Origin of the sequence: Mesorhizobium sp. WSM3868, assembly GCF_002294785.1 — a bacterium.
Lineage (GTDB): Bacteria > Pseudomonadota > Alphaproteobacteria > Rhizobiales > Rhizobiaceae > Mesorhizobium.
This window is the reverse complement of sequence record NZ_NSGB01000006.1, coordinates 298,568-313,959: the sequence shown is the minus strand read 5'-3', so window position 1 is coordinate 313,959 and position 15,392 is coordinate 298,568. Positions and strand designations below refer to the sequence as shown.

At 65.0% G+C, this 15,392-nt stretch carries 15 protein-coding genes and 1 riboswitch; of the genes, 11 read left to right on the top strand and 4 right to left on the bottom strand.

What is annotated here, in order from left to right; all coding sequences use genetic code 11:
• Positions 1-21: 21 nt before the first annotated feature.
• The gene (locus CK221_RS13025) at positions 22-1,245 is read right to left on the bottom strand and encodes an MFS transporter (RefSeq protein WP_095777996.1); all 1,224 of its coding nucleotides are present in this window, start codon (positions 1,243-1,245) and stop codon (positions 22-24) included.
• Positions 1,246-1,366: 121 nt separating this feature from the next.
• On the opposite strand from CK221_RS13025, the gene CK221_RS13020 reads away from it, so the two are divergent.
• Together CK221_RS13020 and CK221_RS13015 are read left to right on the top strand one after the other, a co-directional pair.
• A complete protein-coding gene (locus CK221_RS13020) occupies positions 1,367-1,957 on the top strand; it encodes a TetR/AcrR family transcriptional regulator (RefSeq protein ID WP_066998060.1) in 591 nt (196 codons plus the stop codon).
• Positions 1,958-2,101: 144 nt separating this feature from the next.
• A complete protein-coding gene (locus tag CK221_RS13015) occupies positions 2,102-3,082 on the top strand; it encodes a hypothetical protein (protein ID WP_095777995.1) in 981 nt (326 codons plus the stop codon).
• A 30-nt stretch (positions 3,083-3,112) separates the two neighbouring features.
• Here the strand turns inward: CK221_RS13015 and bluB are convergent, their stop codons facing one another.
• Positions 3,113-3,850, bottom strand: coding sequence for a 5,6-dimethylbenzimidazole synthase (bluB, locus tag CK221_RS13010; protein ID WP_095777994.1), 738 nt, complete (start codon positions 3,848-3,850; stop codon positions 3,113-3,115).
• Between the two features lie 42 nt (positions 3,851-3,892).
• Positions 3,893-4,071: riboswitch (cobalamin riboswitch) on the bottom strand.
• Between the two features lie 114 nt (positions 4,072-4,185).
• On the opposite strand from bluB, the gene CK221_RS13005 reads away from it, so the two are divergent.
• From CK221_RS13005 to CK221_RS12980, 6 genes are all read left to right on the top strand, one after another.
• On the top strand, positions 4,186-5,112 hold the full coding sequence (locus CK221_RS13005; RefSeq protein WP_095777993.1) for a histone deacetylase family protein: 927 nt from the start codon (positions 4,186-4,188) through the stop codon (positions 5,110-5,112).
• A 3-nt stretch (positions 5,113-5,115) separates the two neighbouring features.
• Positions 5,116-5,367 carry an exodeoxyribonuclease VII small subunit gene (locus CK221_RS13000; protein ID WP_095778033.1) on the top strand — a complete coding sequence of 84 codons (252 nt, stop codon included), beginning with the start codon at positions 5,116-5,118 and terminating at the stop codon, positions 5,365-5,367.
• Between the two features lie 191 nt (positions 5,368-5,558).
• Positions 5,559-5,825 (top strand): DUF2277 domain-containing protein, encoded by a 267-nt coding sequence (locus CK221_RS12995; RefSeq protein WP_066998050.1) that lies wholly within the window; start codon positions 5,559-5,561, stop codon positions 5,823-5,825.
• 8 nt (positions 5,826-5,833) lie between these two features.
• On the top strand, positions 5,834-6,754 hold the full coding sequence (locus CK221_RS12990) for a pirin family protein (RefSeq protein WP_095777992.1): 921 nt from the start codon (positions 5,834-5,836) through the stop codon (positions 6,752-6,754).
• A 132-nt stretch (positions 6,755-6,886) separates the two neighbouring features.
• The gene (gene dxs / locus CK221_RS12985; RefSeq protein WP_095777991.1) at positions 6,887-8,800 is read left to right on the top strand and encodes a 1-deoxy-D-xylulose-5-phosphate synthase; all 1,914 of its coding nucleotides are present in this window, start codon (positions 6,887-6,889) and stop codon (positions 8,798-8,800) included.
• Positions 8,801-8,950: 150 nt separating this feature from the next.
• The gene (locus CK221_RS12980; protein WP_095777990.1) at positions 8,951-9,235 is read left to right on the top strand and encodes a hypothetical protein; all 285 of its coding nucleotides are present in this window, start codon (positions 8,951-8,953) and stop codon (positions 9,233-9,235) included.
• On the opposite strand, the gene CK221_RS12975 is transcribed toward CK221_RS12980, so the two are convergent.
• Complete coding sequence (locus tag CK221_RS12975) at positions 9,232-9,633, bottom strand: GFA family protein (RefSeq protein ID WP_095777989.1); 402 nt, start codon at positions 9,631-9,633, stop codon at positions 9,232-9,234. The genes CK221_RS12980 and CK221_RS12975 overlap by 4 nt on opposite strands.
• A gap of 114 nt (positions 9,634-9,747) precedes the next feature.
• Here CK221_RS12975 and CK221_RS12970 point away from each other — a divergent pair, with 114 nt between their 5' ends.
• From CK221_RS12970 to CK221_RS12960, 3 genes are all read left to right on the top strand, one after another.
• Complete coding sequence (locus CK221_RS12970; protein ID WP_095777988.1) at positions 9,748-10,521, top strand: TlyA family RNA methyltransferase; 774 nt, start codon at positions 9,748-9,750, stop codon at positions 10,519-10,521.
• Complete coding sequence (locus CK221_RS12965; protein WP_095777987.1) at positions 10,518-11,759, top strand: class I SAM-dependent RNA methyltransferase; 1,242 nt, start codon at positions 10,518-10,520, stop codon at positions 11,757-11,759. Before CK221_RS12970 ends, CK221_RS12965 begins: the two co-directional genes overlap by 4 nt.
• Before the next feature lie 170 nt (positions 11,760-11,929).
• On the top strand, positions 11,930-14,599 hold the full coding sequence (locus CK221_RS12960; RefSeq protein ID WP_095778032.1) for a caspase domain-containing protein: 2,670 nt from the start codon (positions 11,930-11,932) through the stop codon (positions 14,597-14,599).
• A 126-nt stretch (positions 14,600-14,725) separates the two neighbouring features.
• Here CK221_RS12960 and CK221_RS12955 read toward each other — a convergent pair whose 3' ends face one another.
• Complete coding sequence (locus tag CK221_RS12955; protein ID WP_245418640.1) at positions 14,726-15,319, bottom strand: transglutaminase-like cysteine peptidase; 594 nt, start codon at positions 15,317-15,319, stop codon at positions 14,726-14,728.
• Positions 15,320-15,392 lie beyond the last annotated feature (73 nt).

Below are 15,392 nucleotides of genomic sequence, written 5' to 3'. Positions count from 1 at the left end.
CCAGAGCCGGATGCATCGGTATCATCCAGCCGGAACAATCGCCGCTTCGCATTCATCCGGAGCGCAGTCCGGCGTCGCCAGCCGACACTGGCCGGCGAGCACGGTGACCAAAGCGACTGAGCCTGCCGCCACCGACACCCAGAACCCGTTCTGCGGTCCAAAAGTGTCGACCATCCAGCCGGCGGCGAAGGAGCCCAGCGCCATGCCGATGCCGATCCCGGTGGTCACCCAGGTCACGCCTTCCGTGAGCATTGCCGGCGGCACGTGGCGTTCGATCAGTCCAAAGGCGGTGATGAAGGTCGGCGAGATGGCAACGCCGCTGACGAACACGGCAAGCGCCAGCGTCGGCACCGTGTCGGCAAAAAGCAGTGGCAGAGTGGTAAGCGCGATGACGGCGACCGCTATCGCGAGTTGGCGTTGCAGCGGCGTGCGCAGGCTGAGCGCGCCGACGATGATGCCGAGCACGAAGGATCCCAGTGCATAGACGCCGATGACGAGGCTGGCTGCTTCGGGCTGGCCGAGCTCTTCGGTAATGGCAACGGTGGTGACTTCCGTGGTTGCGAAGGTCGCGCCGACGAAGATCAGCGCGAAGGTGATGATCTGCACCGGCCGCAGGCGGATCGCCGAACCGGCCGCGCCACCCTCGGCCGGACGAATGGGCGGTTCCGTCGAACGCTGCAGCAGGAATGCCGCCGAGCCGAAGGCGAGCAGCAAGGTGCTCACCACCATCCCGGCTTCCGGGAACAGCGCGGCGCTCAAGCCCACCGACAGCGAAGCCCCAGCGACATAGACCAGCTCGTCCGCGGCCGATTCGAAGGCGAAGGCCGTATTGAGCTCGGGGCGGTCGCGAAAAATCTCGGTCCAGCGCGCCCTGACCAGCGCCGGGATGCTGGGCATTAAGGCGGCAAGCAGCGACGATAGGAACAAGGTCCACACCGGCCAGTGCTGGTTGGCCGCGACGATCAAGGTCGCGAAGGCAAGCGCCGAGACAAGTGTCGTCGGCACGGCAATCCGGCTCTGGCCGAGGCGGTCGACCAGCCGCGAGACCTGCGGCGACAGGAAGGCGTTGACCAAAGCGTATGTGGCCGAGACGGCGCCGGCCAGCCAGTACTCGCCATGCGTTTGCGACAGCATCGCCACAATGCCGATCGGCGCCATGGCGATCGGCAGCCGGGCGATGAAGGCTGCCGCGGCGAAGCTCTTCGTGCCAGGAGCCCGAAAGATTTCCGAATATGGGTTTCGCATGGTCCCGTTCCTCGACAAGGGAAGGCGCCGCAATTACATACGCAGCGTATGAATGTCAGATAGTTCATACGTCGCGTATGTCAATTAGCATACGACGCGTATGTGAATAAGGCCAGGAGCCATGCATAAGCCCCGCAAGGAGATGATCGCCGAGACGCGCGCCAAGCTGATCGCGGCCGCGCGCCATGCCTTCGGCACGATCGGCTATGCCGAGGCCTCGATGGACGATTTCACCGCTTCGGCGGGTCTGACGCGCGGCGCGCTCTATCATCATTTCGGCGACAAGAAGGGGCTGCTGCAGGCGGTGATCGCCGAGATTGACGCCGAGATGGCGGCGCGGGTGAACGAGGTGGCCTCGCGGGCGCCTACTCGCTGGCAGCATTTCGTCGACGAATGCACCACCTATATCGAGATGGCGCTTGAGCCGGAAATCCAGCGCATCATGTTCAGGGACGGCCCGGCCGTGCTCGGCGATCCGGCTCAGTGGCCCAACGCCAGCGCCTGCACGGCTTCAATGACCGATCACCTGTCAAAGCTGCAGGAGGAGGGCGTCGTCGTTCCCGATCTCGATCCCGAGACCGCAGCGCGGCTCATCAACGGCGCCAGTAGCCAGGCCTCGCAGCGCATCGCCAATGCCAAGGATCCGGAAGCGACGTCGAAGAAGGTTGTGGCGGCGTTCAAGCAGCTGCTGGAAGGCCTGAAAACCAAATAGCATCCGGTCGCGGCGTTCCGGGCAATCACTCGGGTCCGCGCTGCCTCAGACAATTGTCCCCCGCTCAAAATCCCTCCGACATTGACTTTGGCAGGAGCGAGCGCATCCTCTCCCGCCAATTCTCTGAGGCGGAGGGTCGGGGCCATGTGGGACTTCAGCATCGGCCGGTCGGTGTCCATCATGATGCGGACGTGGCCGTTCATCGTCTTTCGCATCATCGTCTATTTCGGCATCACGGTGGCCTACATAACAGCGACCGGCACCGGCGCCAGCGTCGGTTACGGCGTCGGCCACATCTCGACCGATCCGGACGGGCCGATGTCCTTTGCCTTGTGGGGTGGGGTGGTCGGCTTCGGCGTGGTCTCGATCGCCGTCTACTGGATCCGCGAATACATTCTCTATGTGCTCAAGGCAGGCCATATCGCCGTCATGGTCCATCTGATCGACGGGCAGGACGTTCCCGACGGCCAGGGCCAGATCGCCTATGCGCGCGAAGTGGTGACGAAGCGCTTCGCCGAGGCCAACATCCTTTTCGTCGTCGACCAGCTGGTGAAAGGCGCCATCCGCGCCATCACCGGGCTGATCGGCGGCATTGCTGCGTTCCTACCCATTCCAGGCTTGAGCGGTCTGGTGAGCTTCATCAACACCGTCATCCGCCTGTCGCTGACCTATGTCGACGAGATCATCCTCGGCTACAACATCCGCACCAATTCCAACTCGCCTTTCGAGACCGCCAGGCAAGGCGTCGTGCTCTATGCGCAGAACGGCAAGTTGATGGTCAAGAACGCCGTCTGGCTGGCGGTGATCATGTGGGGTGTTTCCTTCGTCATCTTCCTTTTGATGCTGGCGCCCGCCGCCGCGATCCTCTGGGCCATGCCGGGCCAGCTTGCCGGCTGGGCCTTCGTGTTGGCCATCGTCTTCGCCTGGGCCTTCAAGGCGGCTTTCATCGAGCCCTTCGCCATCGCTTCGCTGATGCAGGTCTACTTCGCCACCATCGAGGGCCAGGTCCCCAATCCGGAATGGGACCGGCGCCTGGCCGAAGCCTCGTCCAAGTTCAGGGAGCTGCGCGACAAGGCGCTCAGCCCCTTCGGCGGCTCGCGCTGGGATTCGCCAAGGACCGCTTGAGCAGCAGCCCCGGCCACGAAGGCCGCCTGATCACGGCTTCGCCCCTTCACGGGATCCAAGGCGAGCGATCGCCGATTTGAGCGGCGCCTCGCCGGCGCCGCAAAAGGTCTCGCTCATCACCAGCTCGGGCAGCGGCAGGCGCTTGCCCCAGCCATGCGCTTCGAGGTCGGGCCTCGGCGCGAATTCCGAGACGCGGCCGACGCAGAGATAGGCGATCGGCGTGACGTGCTCGGGGATCGACAGCAGTCGCTTCAGTGCTTCGGGCTCGATGATGCTCACCCAGCCGACCCCGACGCCTTCCGCCCGCGCCGCGAGCCAGAAATTCTGCACCGCGCAGACGGTGCTGTAGAGGTCCATCTCCGGATTGTGCCAGCGCCCGAGCGGCGAGTTCTTCGAGCGCTGGCGGTCGCAGGTGATGCACAGGTTGAGCGCGCTTTCGCAGATGCCCTCGAGCTTCAGCTTGCGGTAGAGCGCCCGCCGCTCCACCTCGATCGCCGGCAGTTCCTGTTCGCGCGCGGCCAAAAACAGGTCGCGCACCTGCCGCCGCCTTGTGGCGTCCCGGATGATGATGAAGTTCCAGGGCTGCATGTAGCCGACCGACGGCGCGTGGTGTGCCGCGGTGAGCAGCCGCGCCAAAACGCTGTCGTCGAGATCGTCGGCAAGGAAATGGCTGCGCACGTCGCGCCGGGTGAACATGGCTCGGTAGACGGCGTCGCGCGCCAATTGGTCAAAGTCATCGCCGCCGGCGGCGGCTGTTCGTGCCTGCATCGCTTGTCCCCTTGCGATAAGCAGTCCTCCGCCTGACCATGCGGATGACCATGTCTGCCGGGCCGGTCTTCTGGCTCGGGATCGACCCGCATCCGGCGCCTTCCCGTCTGGGACAGTGGCGTTTGCCGGCGCGGTCCCCCTCACAGCGTTGGGCACGCCACGGATTTCAACCGTGTTCCCGATTCTCCCGCGTTGCGGGCACCAGGCAGCGACGCGACCTTATCGCGAAGCCGAAGCCGGGCCAATGCCGCCAGCGACACGATTGGGCGCGATTTCCCCAATCATTCGGCGCTGAAACATGGCTATCCGTGCGACAGGTGCCTAGATTAGGCGCCATGACCACTCGTCTTTACACTCATCCGGTATTCCTGGAACACCTCACGCCGCCCGGCCACCCCGAGCGGCCCGACCGTTTGCGCGCCATCGAGCGCGTGCTCGACGACGAGGCTTTTTCGGCCCTCGACCGCGTCGAGGCGCCGGAAGGCGACGAGGCGACGATCCTTTACGCGCATCCGGAGGATTTCGTCGGCCGTGTCCGCGCTGCGATTCCTGAGACGGGGATCGTCTCGATCGATGCCGACACCAGCGCCAGCCCGAAAAGCTGGCAGGCGGCGGTGACGGCGATCGGCGCGGCCAACGCCGCAGTCGACGATGTGTTCGAGGGCCGTGCCGCCAATGTCTTCGTTGCCGCGCGTCCGCCCGGCCATCACGCCGAAAAAGCGACCGCGATGGGCTTTTGCCTGTTCAACACCGCGGCGATCGCCGCCCGTTATGCGCAGGAGAAGCATCTGGCCGAGCGCGTCGCCATCGTCGATTGGGATGTGCATCACGGCAACGGCACGCAGGACATTTTCTGGGACGATCCGTCGGTGCTCTATTGCTCGACCCACCAGATGCCGCTTTATCCGGGCACCGGTGCCAAGAGCGAGACCGGCGCCGGCAACATCGTCAACGCGCCGCTTGCGCCGAGCACCGGCAGCGACACGTTCCGCGACGCCTTCCTGTCGCGCGTGCTGCCGTCGATCGACACCTTCCAGCCGGATCTGATCATCATTTCCGCCGGTTTCGATGCGCACCATCGCGATCCGCTGGCCGCGATCAACCTGACCGAGGATGATTTCGACTGGGCGACCGGCCAGCTGATGGAGCGCGCCGGGCGCCACAGCGGCAACCGGCTCGTCAGCCTGCTGGAGGGCGGTTACGATCTGCAAGGATTGGCATTTTCGGTCGCCGCCCATGTCGGGCGGCTGATGAAGGGATGAATGATGGCTGATGAAGCTAACCAAGACGTCAAGGCGATGAGCTTCGAACAGGCGCTCGACGCGCTGGAGAAGATCGTCGATGATCTGGAGCGCGGCGACGTTCCGCTCGACCAGTCGATCAAGATCTACGAGCGCGGCGAGGCGCTGAAGGCTCATTGCGACCGCTTGCTCAAGGCCGCCGAGGACAAGGTCGAGAAGATCAGGCTCTCGCGCGACGGCAAGCCGGTTGGAACGGAGCCGCTCGACGCCGAGTGAGGTGTATTGATATTCAGGTGAGGCCGCCTGCAAACGCGGCTTTCTGCGGTTCCGGTGCTCAGGTGCTTCAAGTACGCTCTGGTCCGGTTCTCGGAACCCGCCATTTTCGGCTTGGTCTGACCTGAATCTCAACACACCTCGGTGCACAATGTCAGACCGGTTCGGGCAGAAAGCAGGTAAGGAGTTAAAGCATGTGCCGAAACATCAAGACCCTGTTCAACTTCGATCCGCCGGCGACCGACGACGAGGTCCATGACGCGGCGCTGCAGTTCGTGCGCAAGCTGAGCGGCGCGACCAAGCCGTCCAAGCGCAACGAGCATGCCTTCAACCACGCCGTCGAGGCGATCGCCGCCGCCGCGCGCGAGCTGCTTGACAGCCTCGAAACCACCCAGCATCCGCGCAACCGCGAGGAAGAGGCCGCCAAGGCGAAGGCCCGATCCGCGCTCCGCTTCGCCTGACGCCGGTCATGAGCTTCTTTCCGGGCAACGATCCCGAGGCCGGCGACGCCTTCGCCTGCGACCAGATCGAGTTGATGGTCATTCCCAACGCCAAGGACATTGGTGGCTTCGAGGTTCGCCGCGCCTTGCCGACGGCGAAACGCAGGCTGGTCGGTCCGTTCATCTTCTTCGACCGCATGGGCCCGGCCATCCTGCGTGCCGGCCACGCGATCGACGTGCGCCCGCATCCGCATATCGGGCTGTCCACCGTCACCTATCTGTTCGACGGCAAGATCAGGCATCGCGACTCGCTCGGCACCGAAATGGTGATCGCGCCGGGCGACGTGAATTTGATGACCGCCGGCCGCGGCATCGTTCATTCCGAGCGCACGCCCGAGGAATTGCGCGGCGCGCCGATGTCGATTTCCGGCCTGCAAACCTGGCTGGCGCTGCCGGACAGCAAGGAAGAAATCGCCCCGGTGTTCGCGAACACGTCGGTCGTCCAACTGCCCGAAATCGATGCCGAGGGCGTTAGCGGCCGCGTCGTCATCGGCGAATTTTCCGGGCTGCGCTCGCCCGTCGCGACCGCCTCGGAAACGCTCTATGCCGATCTGCGGCTGGCGGCGGGCGCCAGCGTCAAAATCCCCGGCGACGCTGAGGAACGCGCCATCTACACGCTGGAGGGCGAGGTTTCGATTGCCGGCGACCGTTTCCCGGCCGAGCGGCTTTTGGTGTTCAAACCGGGCGAGGAAATCGTCGTGTCGTCCGAGCGCGGCGCGCATTTCATGCTGTTCGGCGGAGCGTCGCTGGGCTCCAAGCGTTATATCTGGTGGAATTTCGTTTCGTCCTCGAAAGAACGCATCGAGCAGGCCAAGGAAGAATGGAAGACGGGCCGCTTCGATATCGTTCCTGGCGATGAGGAAGAATTCATTCCGCTGCCGGAAGGTTAGCGCAGAATGGACATTCTGCGCCGGGCGCGTCACTGACACGCATTTACATTGGCGCGCCGTCAGCCTATCTCGCGCATAGCAAAGCGCATATTTGAAGGTTAACCCAAGGTTAAGTTGACAGGCCGTCCCAGAGTGAACCCGAAGCCTGACACGCCGCTCCTCGACAAAGTCCGCATCCCCGCGGATTTGCGGGCGCTTGATGAAAGCGAGCTGCCGCAGCTGGCGACCGAACTGCGCGCGGAGCTGATCGACGCGGTGTCGCACACCGGCGGCCATCTTGGCGCCGGTCTCGGCGTCGTCGAGCTTACGGTTGCGCTGCACTATGTCTTCAACACGCCGGAAGACCGGCTGATCTGGGACGTTGGCCACCAGGCCTATCCGCACAAGATCCTGACCGGCCGCCGCGACCGCATCCGCACGCTTCGCCAGGAAGGCGGTCTCTCCGGCTTCACCCGGCGCGCAGAGAGCGAATACGACCCCTTCGGCGCAGCGCATTCCTCGACTTCGATTTCGGCCGGCCTCGGCATGGCGATGGGCCGCGACCTTGCGGGCGGCCGCAACAATGTCATCGCCGTCATCGGCGACGGCGCCATGTCCGCCGGGATGGCCTATGAGGCGATGAACAACGCCGGCGCGCTCAATGCCCGCCTGATCGTCATCCTCAACGACAACGACATGTCGATCGCCCCGCCGACCGGCGCGATGAGCGCCTATCTGGCGAGGCTTGCCTCCGGCAAGACTTATCTCGGCCTGCGCGATTTCGGCAAGAAGCTGACCTCCTATCTCGGCAAGCGCGCCGACAGCGCCATCACCCGCGCCGTCGAGCACGCGCGCGGTTACGTCACCGGCGGCACGCTGTTCGAGGAGATGGGATTCTTCCACATCGGCCCGATCGATGGACACAATTTGGAGCACCTGATCCCGGTGCTGAAGAACGTCCGCGATAATGGCGACGGGCCCATTCTGATCCATGTCGTCACCCAGAAGGGCAAAGGCTACGGGCCGGCGGAGGCCGCCGCCGACAAGTATCACGGCGTCAACAAGTTCGACGTCATTACCGGCGCGCAGGCGAAAGCGCCGGCCAACGCGCCGAGCTACACCAAGGTCTTCGCCGAGAGCCTGATCCAGGAGGCGCGCGAGGACGAACGAATCGTGGCGATCACCGCCGCCATGCCGAGTGGCACCGGCCTCGACCTCTTCGGCGAGGTGTTCCCGGCCCGAACCTTCGATGTCGGCATTGCCGAGCAGCATGCGGTGACTTTCGCCGCTGGCCTCGCCACCGAAGGCTACAAGCCTTTCGCCGCCATCTATTCGACCTTCCTGCAGCGCGCCTACGACCAGGTGGTGCACGACGTGGCGATCCAGAAACTGCCGGTGCGCTTCCCGATCGACCGCGCCGGCTTCGTCGGCGCCGACGGCGCCACGCACTGCGGCGCCTTCGACACGACCTTCCTCGCCTCGCTGCCTGGCTTCGTCGTCATGGCCGCCGCCGATGAGGCGGAGCTTCGCCATATGGTGCGCACGGCAGCCGACTACGACGGCGGCCCGATCGCCTTCCGCTATCCGCGCGGCAACGGCGTTGGCGTCGACATGCCGGAGCGCGGCTCAGTGCTCGAGATCGGCAAAGGCCGCATTCTCAAGGAAGGCACCAAGGTGGCGCTGCTCTCGTTCGGCACGCGGCTGCAGGATTGCCTGCTGGCCGCCGAGGAACTCGGCGCCGCGGGCCTTTCGACCACCGTTGCCGACGCTCGCTTCGCCAAGCCGCTGGACGAGGATCTCATCCGCCGCCTCGCGCGCTCGCATGAGGTTCTCGTCACGGTCGAGGAGGGCGCGGTCGGCGGCTTCGCCAGCCAGGTGCTGCATTTCCTTGCCCATGAAGGCCTGTTGGAAAACGGCCTCAAGGTGCGCCCGCTGGTCTTGCCGGACGACTTCACCGATCATGCCAAGCCTGAGAAGATGTATGCCGACGCGGGCCTCGACACGACCGGCATCGTGCGTACGGTCTTCGCCGCACTCGGCCATGGCATGCAGGCGCAGCGCGCCTGAATCGAAAACTCAGCTCTCCGATTGAGTCTGCCGGCTGCGGCTGCAACTGTTTGTTTAGGTTTTCATTTGGCCGTTCGGTTACGTTGTCTTTTGGCCGATTTTCAACGGGCGCCCTGCTAAGACCCTGGTCGTAGGCAGGGGATAAGAACAATGAAATCGTTCCTTTGCGGCATGGCCTTGCTGAGTGCCATGGCCGCTCCGATGGCAGCCGAAACGCGTTACGACCGCAACCTCGAAAAGGCGGTGATGGACATCGTCGCCGGCAAGATGGGCAACATCCGCGGCGGCTTTTCCTACAAGGAGGCTCCCCAACTGGTGGTGCTGCCGGAAGCCGCGCCGACAGCGCCAGCTCCGGCTGAGCCGCGCGAGCAGGCCTCCAACAATGACGGCCTGATGCCGGCGGTCGAGCGCCCGGTCTCGCGGACTATTTTCTAAAACCACATATCGCGCACGCAGCGGCCGTCGCGCGGCAGGTCGTCGAACGTTTCGAGGCCGTCGAAATGCTCGATCGGCAGGTCGGCGACCGCCTCCGGCGGGGCCAGCCTGATATTGACGGCGATGCGAGTGCGGCCGCTCGAGCCGGGGCGCAACCCGCGCCAGGCGAGCACACAGGCGCATTTCGGACAGAACAGGATTTCCAGCGCGGGCTCGGCCACCTCGACCCTCCTGTAGGAGCTCGTCGGACCTGCGATGCGGATGCGCTCGTCGACATAGTCATAGGCCCAGAGCGTGCCGTAGCGGCGGCAAAGGGTGCAGTTGCAGGCGGTGATCGATCCCGGATCGCCTTCCAGCGTCCAGTGCGCGGCGCCGCAATGGCATGTTCCCTTCAGCATGGCTCTTCCTCGACCGGGTGAGCGGACTTTCGGCGCCGGCATTCTGCCGTGCCCCGCGCCATATTCAACAGGGCTGCCATTGCCTTCGCCGCCGGGTTTCGCCAATGAAGGCCGATGAGTTCCTCTCTGCCCGCCAGCGCGCGTCCGCGTCTCGACGAACTGCTCGTCGCACGTGGCCTGTTCGCCAGCCGTTCCCGCGCCCGCGACGCGATCGAACGCGGCACCGTCACCGTCGACGGCGCAGTCGCCCGCAAGCCGGGCCAGCCCGTGGCGCCACACTGCGTCGTTGCCGTCGACGATCCGGCGCAGGCCTATGTGTCGCGCGCGGCGCTGAAGCTGATTGCCGGCCTAGACCATTTCGGCCTCGATCCCTCTGGGCATGAGGCGCTCGATATCGGCGCCTCGACCGGCGGCTTCACCCAGGTGCTGCTCGAGCGTGGCGCTACCCATGTCACGGCGATCGATGTCGGTCACGGCCAGATGAACCCGGAAATTGCCGCCGATCGGCGGGTCACGGTCATTGAAGAGCTGAATGCGCGGGACCTGACCGCCGCCGATCTTGGCGACCGCGTTCCGGACTTCCTGGTCTGCGATGTCAGCTTCATCTCGCTGAAGCTGGCGCTGCCGCCGGCGCTGGCCTTGGCGGGCGAGGGCGCCAGGGCGCTGCTTCTCGTCAAGCCGCAATTCGAGGCGGGTCGCGAGGCGATCGGCAAGGGCGGACTGCTCAAGGACCCGAGCGAGGCCGAGCGCATCGCCGCCGGTTTGCGCGACTGGCTTGCCGGCATGCCGGGCTGGCGCGTGCTCGGGCTGCATCCATCGCCGATCGAGGGCGGCGACGGCAACCGCGAGTTCCTGCTCGCCGCGATCAAGGACGCGGCATCGCCATGAGCGCGCGCTTCACCATCACAAGGCTCGGTTCGCAGGGCGACGGCATCGCCGGTGCCGATGGCGGCGAGGTCTTCATCCCGTTCACGCTGCCTGGCGAGACGGTCACCGCCGCGCGCCAGAAGGACCGCGCGACGCTGATGTCGGTTGTTGAGGCTTCACCGCGTAGGGTTGATCCGCCCTGCCGACACTTCACCGAATGCGGCGGCTGCGCGTTGCAGCATTTCGAGGCCGACGGCTACCGGCAGTGGAAGCGCGAACGGGTGGTGCAGGCGCTCAAGATCAAGGGCATCGCTCGTCAGATCGACGCGCTGGTGCCTTGCGCGCCGCACACGCGCCGCCGCGTCGTCTTCAGCGCTCGGCGCACCGAGGCCGGCATGCTGCTCGGCTTCGTGCGCGCGCTCTCCTCCGAGATCATTCCTATCGAGGAATGCCCGATCTCGTTGCCGGCAATCGTTGATGCGCTCGATCCTCTGCGAAGGCTGGCAGGACTGGTCTGCGCGACGCCGAAAGCCTTCCACATGACCGTCACCGCGACGGCGTCCGGCCTCGATGTCGCCGTCCATGACGCGGGCAAGCTCGGCGAAAACCAGCGCCGCATCGCTTCCAATTTCGTGATGGCCGCGGGCTTGGCGAGGCTTTCGATAGACGGCGAGGTGATCGTGGAGCCGAAGAAGCCGGTGGTGCAGTTCGGCTCGGTCGCCGTCGCCCTGCCGCCCGGCGCCTTTCTTCAGGCGACGGAGGCCGCCGAGCAGACGATGGCCGGTCTCGTCTGCCAGCACCTGTCGCGTGCCAAGAAGGTCGCCGACCTGTTCGCCGGCTGCGGCAGCTTCGCGCTCCGGCTGGCGGCGAAGTCGGAGGTCCACGCCGTGGAGGGAGACGCCCCGGCGCTTGCCGCGCTCGACCGTGCCTCCCGCTTCGCCAGCGGCTTGAAGCGCGTGACCAGCGAGCGTCGCGACCTCTTCCGCAGGCCGCTGACCTTCAAGGAGTTGAGCGGCTTCGACGGCCTCGTCTTCGATCCACCGCGCGCCGGCGCGGAGGATCAGTCCAAGCAGATCGCCCGCTCAGACGTGCCGCTGGTCGCGGCCGTCTCCTGCAATCCGACGACGCTGGCGCGGGATCTGCGCATCCTCATCGACGGCGGCTATCAACTGAAGAGCGTGACGCCGATCGACCAGTTCCTGTGGTCGCCGCATGTCGAGGCCGTCGCGCTGCTGGAGAAGCCGAAGCGGCGCCGGTAGTCCGCGAGAGCCGGTTCGCAAGAAACTTGAAGCCTCTCTTTTCCGAAATTTGCGCCCTAAAGCCGCCTTCTTGGAGGTCTTAGTTTTGCGCTGTTAGGGAAACATTCCTGCTCTTTCGGCGTTACTGAAATAAGCGGATGGCGGATGGCGGTAACGGACAGCGCATTGCCATGCAGACGCTTCTAAAATTCCTCAGCCTCATCGTTCTCATCGCTTTTGGCGCCGCGTCCGCGACCGGTGCGCTCGCGCAAGAGCAAAAACGTCTCGCCTTCGTCATCGGCAACGGCGCCTATCAGTCCGGCGAGCTCGCGACTGCCGCCAATGACGCCGGCCTGATCGCGCAGACCCTGCAGGCGGCAGGGTTCGACGTCGTCGGCGCGCGCGATGTCGATCAGGACTCGCTGCGCGGCGCGCTGCGCGATTTTCTCGGCAAGGTTTCCGCCGCCGGTCCCGACGCGGTCGTCTTCGTCTATCTTGCCGGCCACGGCGTGCAGTTCGAGGGGGAGAACTACTTTCTTCCGGTCGATGCCCAGATCGCCAGTCCAGCCGACGTGCCGCTTCAGGCAATGCGGCTCTCCGATGTCACCCGGTCGTTGGCCGGATTGCCGACGAAGGTAAACATCGTCGTGCTCGACGCGGCGCGGCCTGATGCCTTGCCCAAGATGAGCCAGCCCCTGGCCGGTGGTCTCGCGCTTGTCGATCCCGACCCGAACATGCTGATTGCGTTCAACGCGGCTCCGGGAACGGTCGCGCCGGAAGGCAAAGGCCCTTACGGCGCCTATGCTCAGGCGCTCGCCGAAATGATACGCGAGGGCGGGTTGTCGCTTGACGAGGTGTTCGACCGCACGCGGCTGCGCGTCAACGAGATGACGCAAGGCGCGGAAGTTCCGTGGCATGCCTCGAAGATCACCGCGCCTTTCGTCTTCTTCGACCGTGCCGCGGACGCGCCCGCGCCCAAGGTTTCGGAGGCCGAATCCCGCTCCAATCGGACCAGGGCGATCCAGGATTTCGACGCTCGTGACGCTTATATCGCGGCTCTCGACCGCGACACGATGCGCGGCTACGAGGATTTCCTCGCCGCCTATCCACACGATCCGATGGCTAAGCGCGTGCGCGCCATTGTCGCTGCGCGGCGCGAGGCGATCACCTGGCGCGAGACCTGGCTGGAGGACACGCCGGAAGCCTACTGGTCTTATCTGCGGCGCTATCCGCGTGGTCCGCATGCCTGGGACGCACGACGGCGGCTCGAACATTTCGACGCTGCCCTGGAGCCGCCGGAGGAGTTCACCGTCTATGAGTATGATTTGCCGCCGCCGCCGGAGGAGGAAATCATCTATATCGACCGTCCGGTGCTCTATTTCGACGATCCCGATTTCGACTTCGAACCGCCGCCGTCGATCACGGTGATCTTCCTGCCGCCGCCGCCGCCGGATTTCATCGTGCTTCCGCCACCTCCACCGCCGATCGACGTGTTCGTCCTGCCGACGCCCGTATTCGTGCCGATCCCCGTATTCATCAACCCGCCGCGCCACGTCGTGCCTCCCCCGAACGCCATCATCTTCAACAACATCCACAACACGACGGTCATCAACACCATCAACACGACGATCAACAACGAGACCATCAATCGGGCCGCGCAGCCGAGCGCCGGTGTTCGGCTTGACCGCCGCACAGCCCAGAAGACGACGGAAGGCGCCGTTGGTGGCCGCGCCGATGCGCTCGCGGCCAAGGTCCCCCTGCCGCCGCTCCTGCAGAAGAGGGCGGCCAAGTTCCGTCAGGCCAATCAGCAACAGGGCGCCTCGCCGCCGAAGCCTGGTCAGCGTGTTATCCAGCGCCAGCAGCCTGACACCTCGCCGGAGACCTCGTCCAGAACCGGCAAGCTCTCAACCGATCACGCCTTGCCCGGGGCCGATGGCAAGAGACTGCCGCTGGTCAACGGCAAGCCGGCGCTCGACGGCCAGGACTTGCCCGGCAACAAGTTGAAGAGGCAACCCGGCAGGCAAGGCGTCTCGGGCGGCAACCAAGAGGCGACGGGAAATGCCGGTCCCGACCGGACCGGGAAGCAGGACACGGATCGGAAGAGGGGCAAAAAGCTCCGCAACCTGCCCGCCGCCAACGGCATGCCGGCCGACAACGGGCAGAGCGCGCGGGAGAAGTTCAGGCAGAACAGTCCCAAGGCTTTATCCGAACGGAGCGGTGGCAAGCCGAGGAAGCTGACGCGCAAGGATTTGTCCGCAGGCCAATCCGTGGTCGAACCGAACGATCAAGGTTCGGCCGCCGCGAGCGACAAGGGCAGGAAGGTCCGCAAGCTGCCTACCGTCAACCGGATGCCGGCCCAGAACCGGCCGAGCGTGGGCGAGCGGCTCAGAAAGAACAATCCCGACGTGTTCTCTGATGACAACCAGGGCTCGGCCAAGAGCAAGAAGTTCCGCAGACTGCCGAGCGTTAGTGCTGGGCCAACCGACAATGGACCGGCCGTGCAGAAGCGGCTCAGGAGGAACAATCCGACCGTGTTCTCCGACGAGAATCAGGGCTCGGCCAGCGGGAACGACAGACGCAGGACGGTGCGCCGGCTGCAGAGCGAAGAAGGTTCCGCCGGCCGGGATGTCACCGTCCAGCGCAACTTCAAGGTCAACAGGCCGAACCAGAATGCGCAGCGCCAGTTCAGGCAGGAAAGGCCTAACGAGCAAGTGCTGCGGCGGCAGAGATCGGAGCCTCGCCCGGAATTGCGTTCGCAGCCGAGGCCGCGGATGCAAGAGCGGAGTGTCCCCCGAGAGAAGCCGCAGCCCAAGAAGAAGCTCTCTTGCGGACAGCAGGGCGAGCCGGCCTGCAACCAGTAGGTTGGCGCGGTCGAGGCTGCGCCTTATCTTTGCGAGCCGATTTTTCGGCCATGAACGTGCAAGGCAGAGGCGCCGGTCTGCGCGTATCGGCTGTCGAGGCCGCTCGGTTGAGCCTGGCGGCATCCGTCAGGTTTTCGGCGTGCCGCCGCGCTGATTGATCGATACCCAAATATTCGGGTTTTGCTGCGACTGGCGCTTCAGGAAATAATAGCCGGTCGCGTTCCAGGGCCGGACTTCGTCGACCAGATTGTCGAGCACGAGATCGCCCTTGTCGGTCTTCACGGTCAGGATGGTGTGGCCTTCGTTGTTCAGGTCGCGCACGACCGTCATCAGCAGCGCCTGGCGGGGAAATCCCGCTTCCATGAGAAGCTTGCGCTTGTAGAGCGCGTAGATCTTGCAGTCGCCCTTGCCGTCCACCGGATAGTCCCAGTGGTCCATCATCGTGCCCCAGTGATCATAGTTGCTGACGGGCTTGATGGCGCGGTTCGCCTTCTGGTTTATGCGCTTGAGGGTTCGCATGTTCTGCGCGGTCAGCTTGACGTTCGCCGGCTGCAGGGCAGGCACTTTGCACTCTTTCGGCCGGCGGTGGCAGAAATCGATCCAGCCATAAGGGACGCTGGTACGTCCTCCCACTGCGGCGGAGCGCAGGTCGACCGGACTCGATGGCCGCTTGAACAATGTCGACTGCGCCGCCGCCGTGTCGACGCAAAGCGACGTCACACCGATCAATGAGCAAAGGCCAAGGAGGAATGAAGAGGTCAGGACGCCAGGGGAACGCAGCACTGCCAACACC

Coding starts and splice junctions, on each gene's coding strand:
- CK221_RS12965 (WP_095777987.1), top strand. CDS start 10,518: ATGAGCGCGCGCTTCACCATCACAAGGCTCGGTTCGCAGGGCGACGGC.
- CK221_RS12970 (WP_095777988.1), top strand. CDS start 9,748: ATGAGTTCCTCTCTGCCCGCCAGCGCGCGTCCGCGTCTCGACGAACTG.
- CK221_RS12990 (WP_095777992.1), top strand. CDS start 5,834: ATGAGCTTCTTTCCGGGCAACGATCCCGAGGCCGGCGACGCCTTCGCC.
- CK221_RS12960 (WP_095778032.1), top strand. CDS start 11,930: ATGCAGACGCTTCTAAAATTCCTCAGCCTCATCGTTCTCATCGCTTTT.
- CK221_RS13005 (WP_095777993.1), top strand. CDS start 4,186: ATGACCACTCGTCTTTACACTCATCCGGTATTCCTGGAACACCTCACG.
- CK221_RS13025 (WP_095777996.1), bottom strand. CDS start 1,245: ATGCGAAACCCATATTCGGAAATCTTTCGGGCTCCTGGCACGAAGAGC.
- bluB (WP_095777994.1), bottom strand. CDS start 3,850: ATGCAGGCACGAACAGCCGCCGCCGGCGGCGATGACTTTGACCAATTG.
- CK221_RS13015 (WP_095777995.1), top strand. CDS start 2,102: ATGTGGGACTTCAGCATCGGCCGGTCGGTGTCCATCATGATGCGGACG.
- CK221_RS12975 (WP_095777989.1), bottom strand. CDS start 9,633: ATGCTGAAGGGAACATGCCATTGCGGCGCCGCGCACTGGACGCTGGAA.
- CK221_RS13000 (WP_095778033.1), top strand. CDS start 5,116: ATGGCTGATGAAGCTAACCAAGACGTCAAGGCGATGAGCTTCGAACAG.
- CK221_RS12980 (WP_095777990.1), top strand. CDS start 8,951: ATGAAATCGTTCCTTTGCGGCATGGCCTTGCTGAGTGCCATGGCCGCT.
- CK221_RS13020 (WP_066998060.1), top strand. CDS start 1,367: ATGCATAAGCCCCGCAAGGAGATGATCGCCGAGACGCGCGCCAAGCTG.
- CK221_RS12995 (WP_066998050.1), top strand. CDS start 5,559: ATGTGCCGAAACATCAAGACCCTGTTCAACTTCGATCCGCCGGCGACC.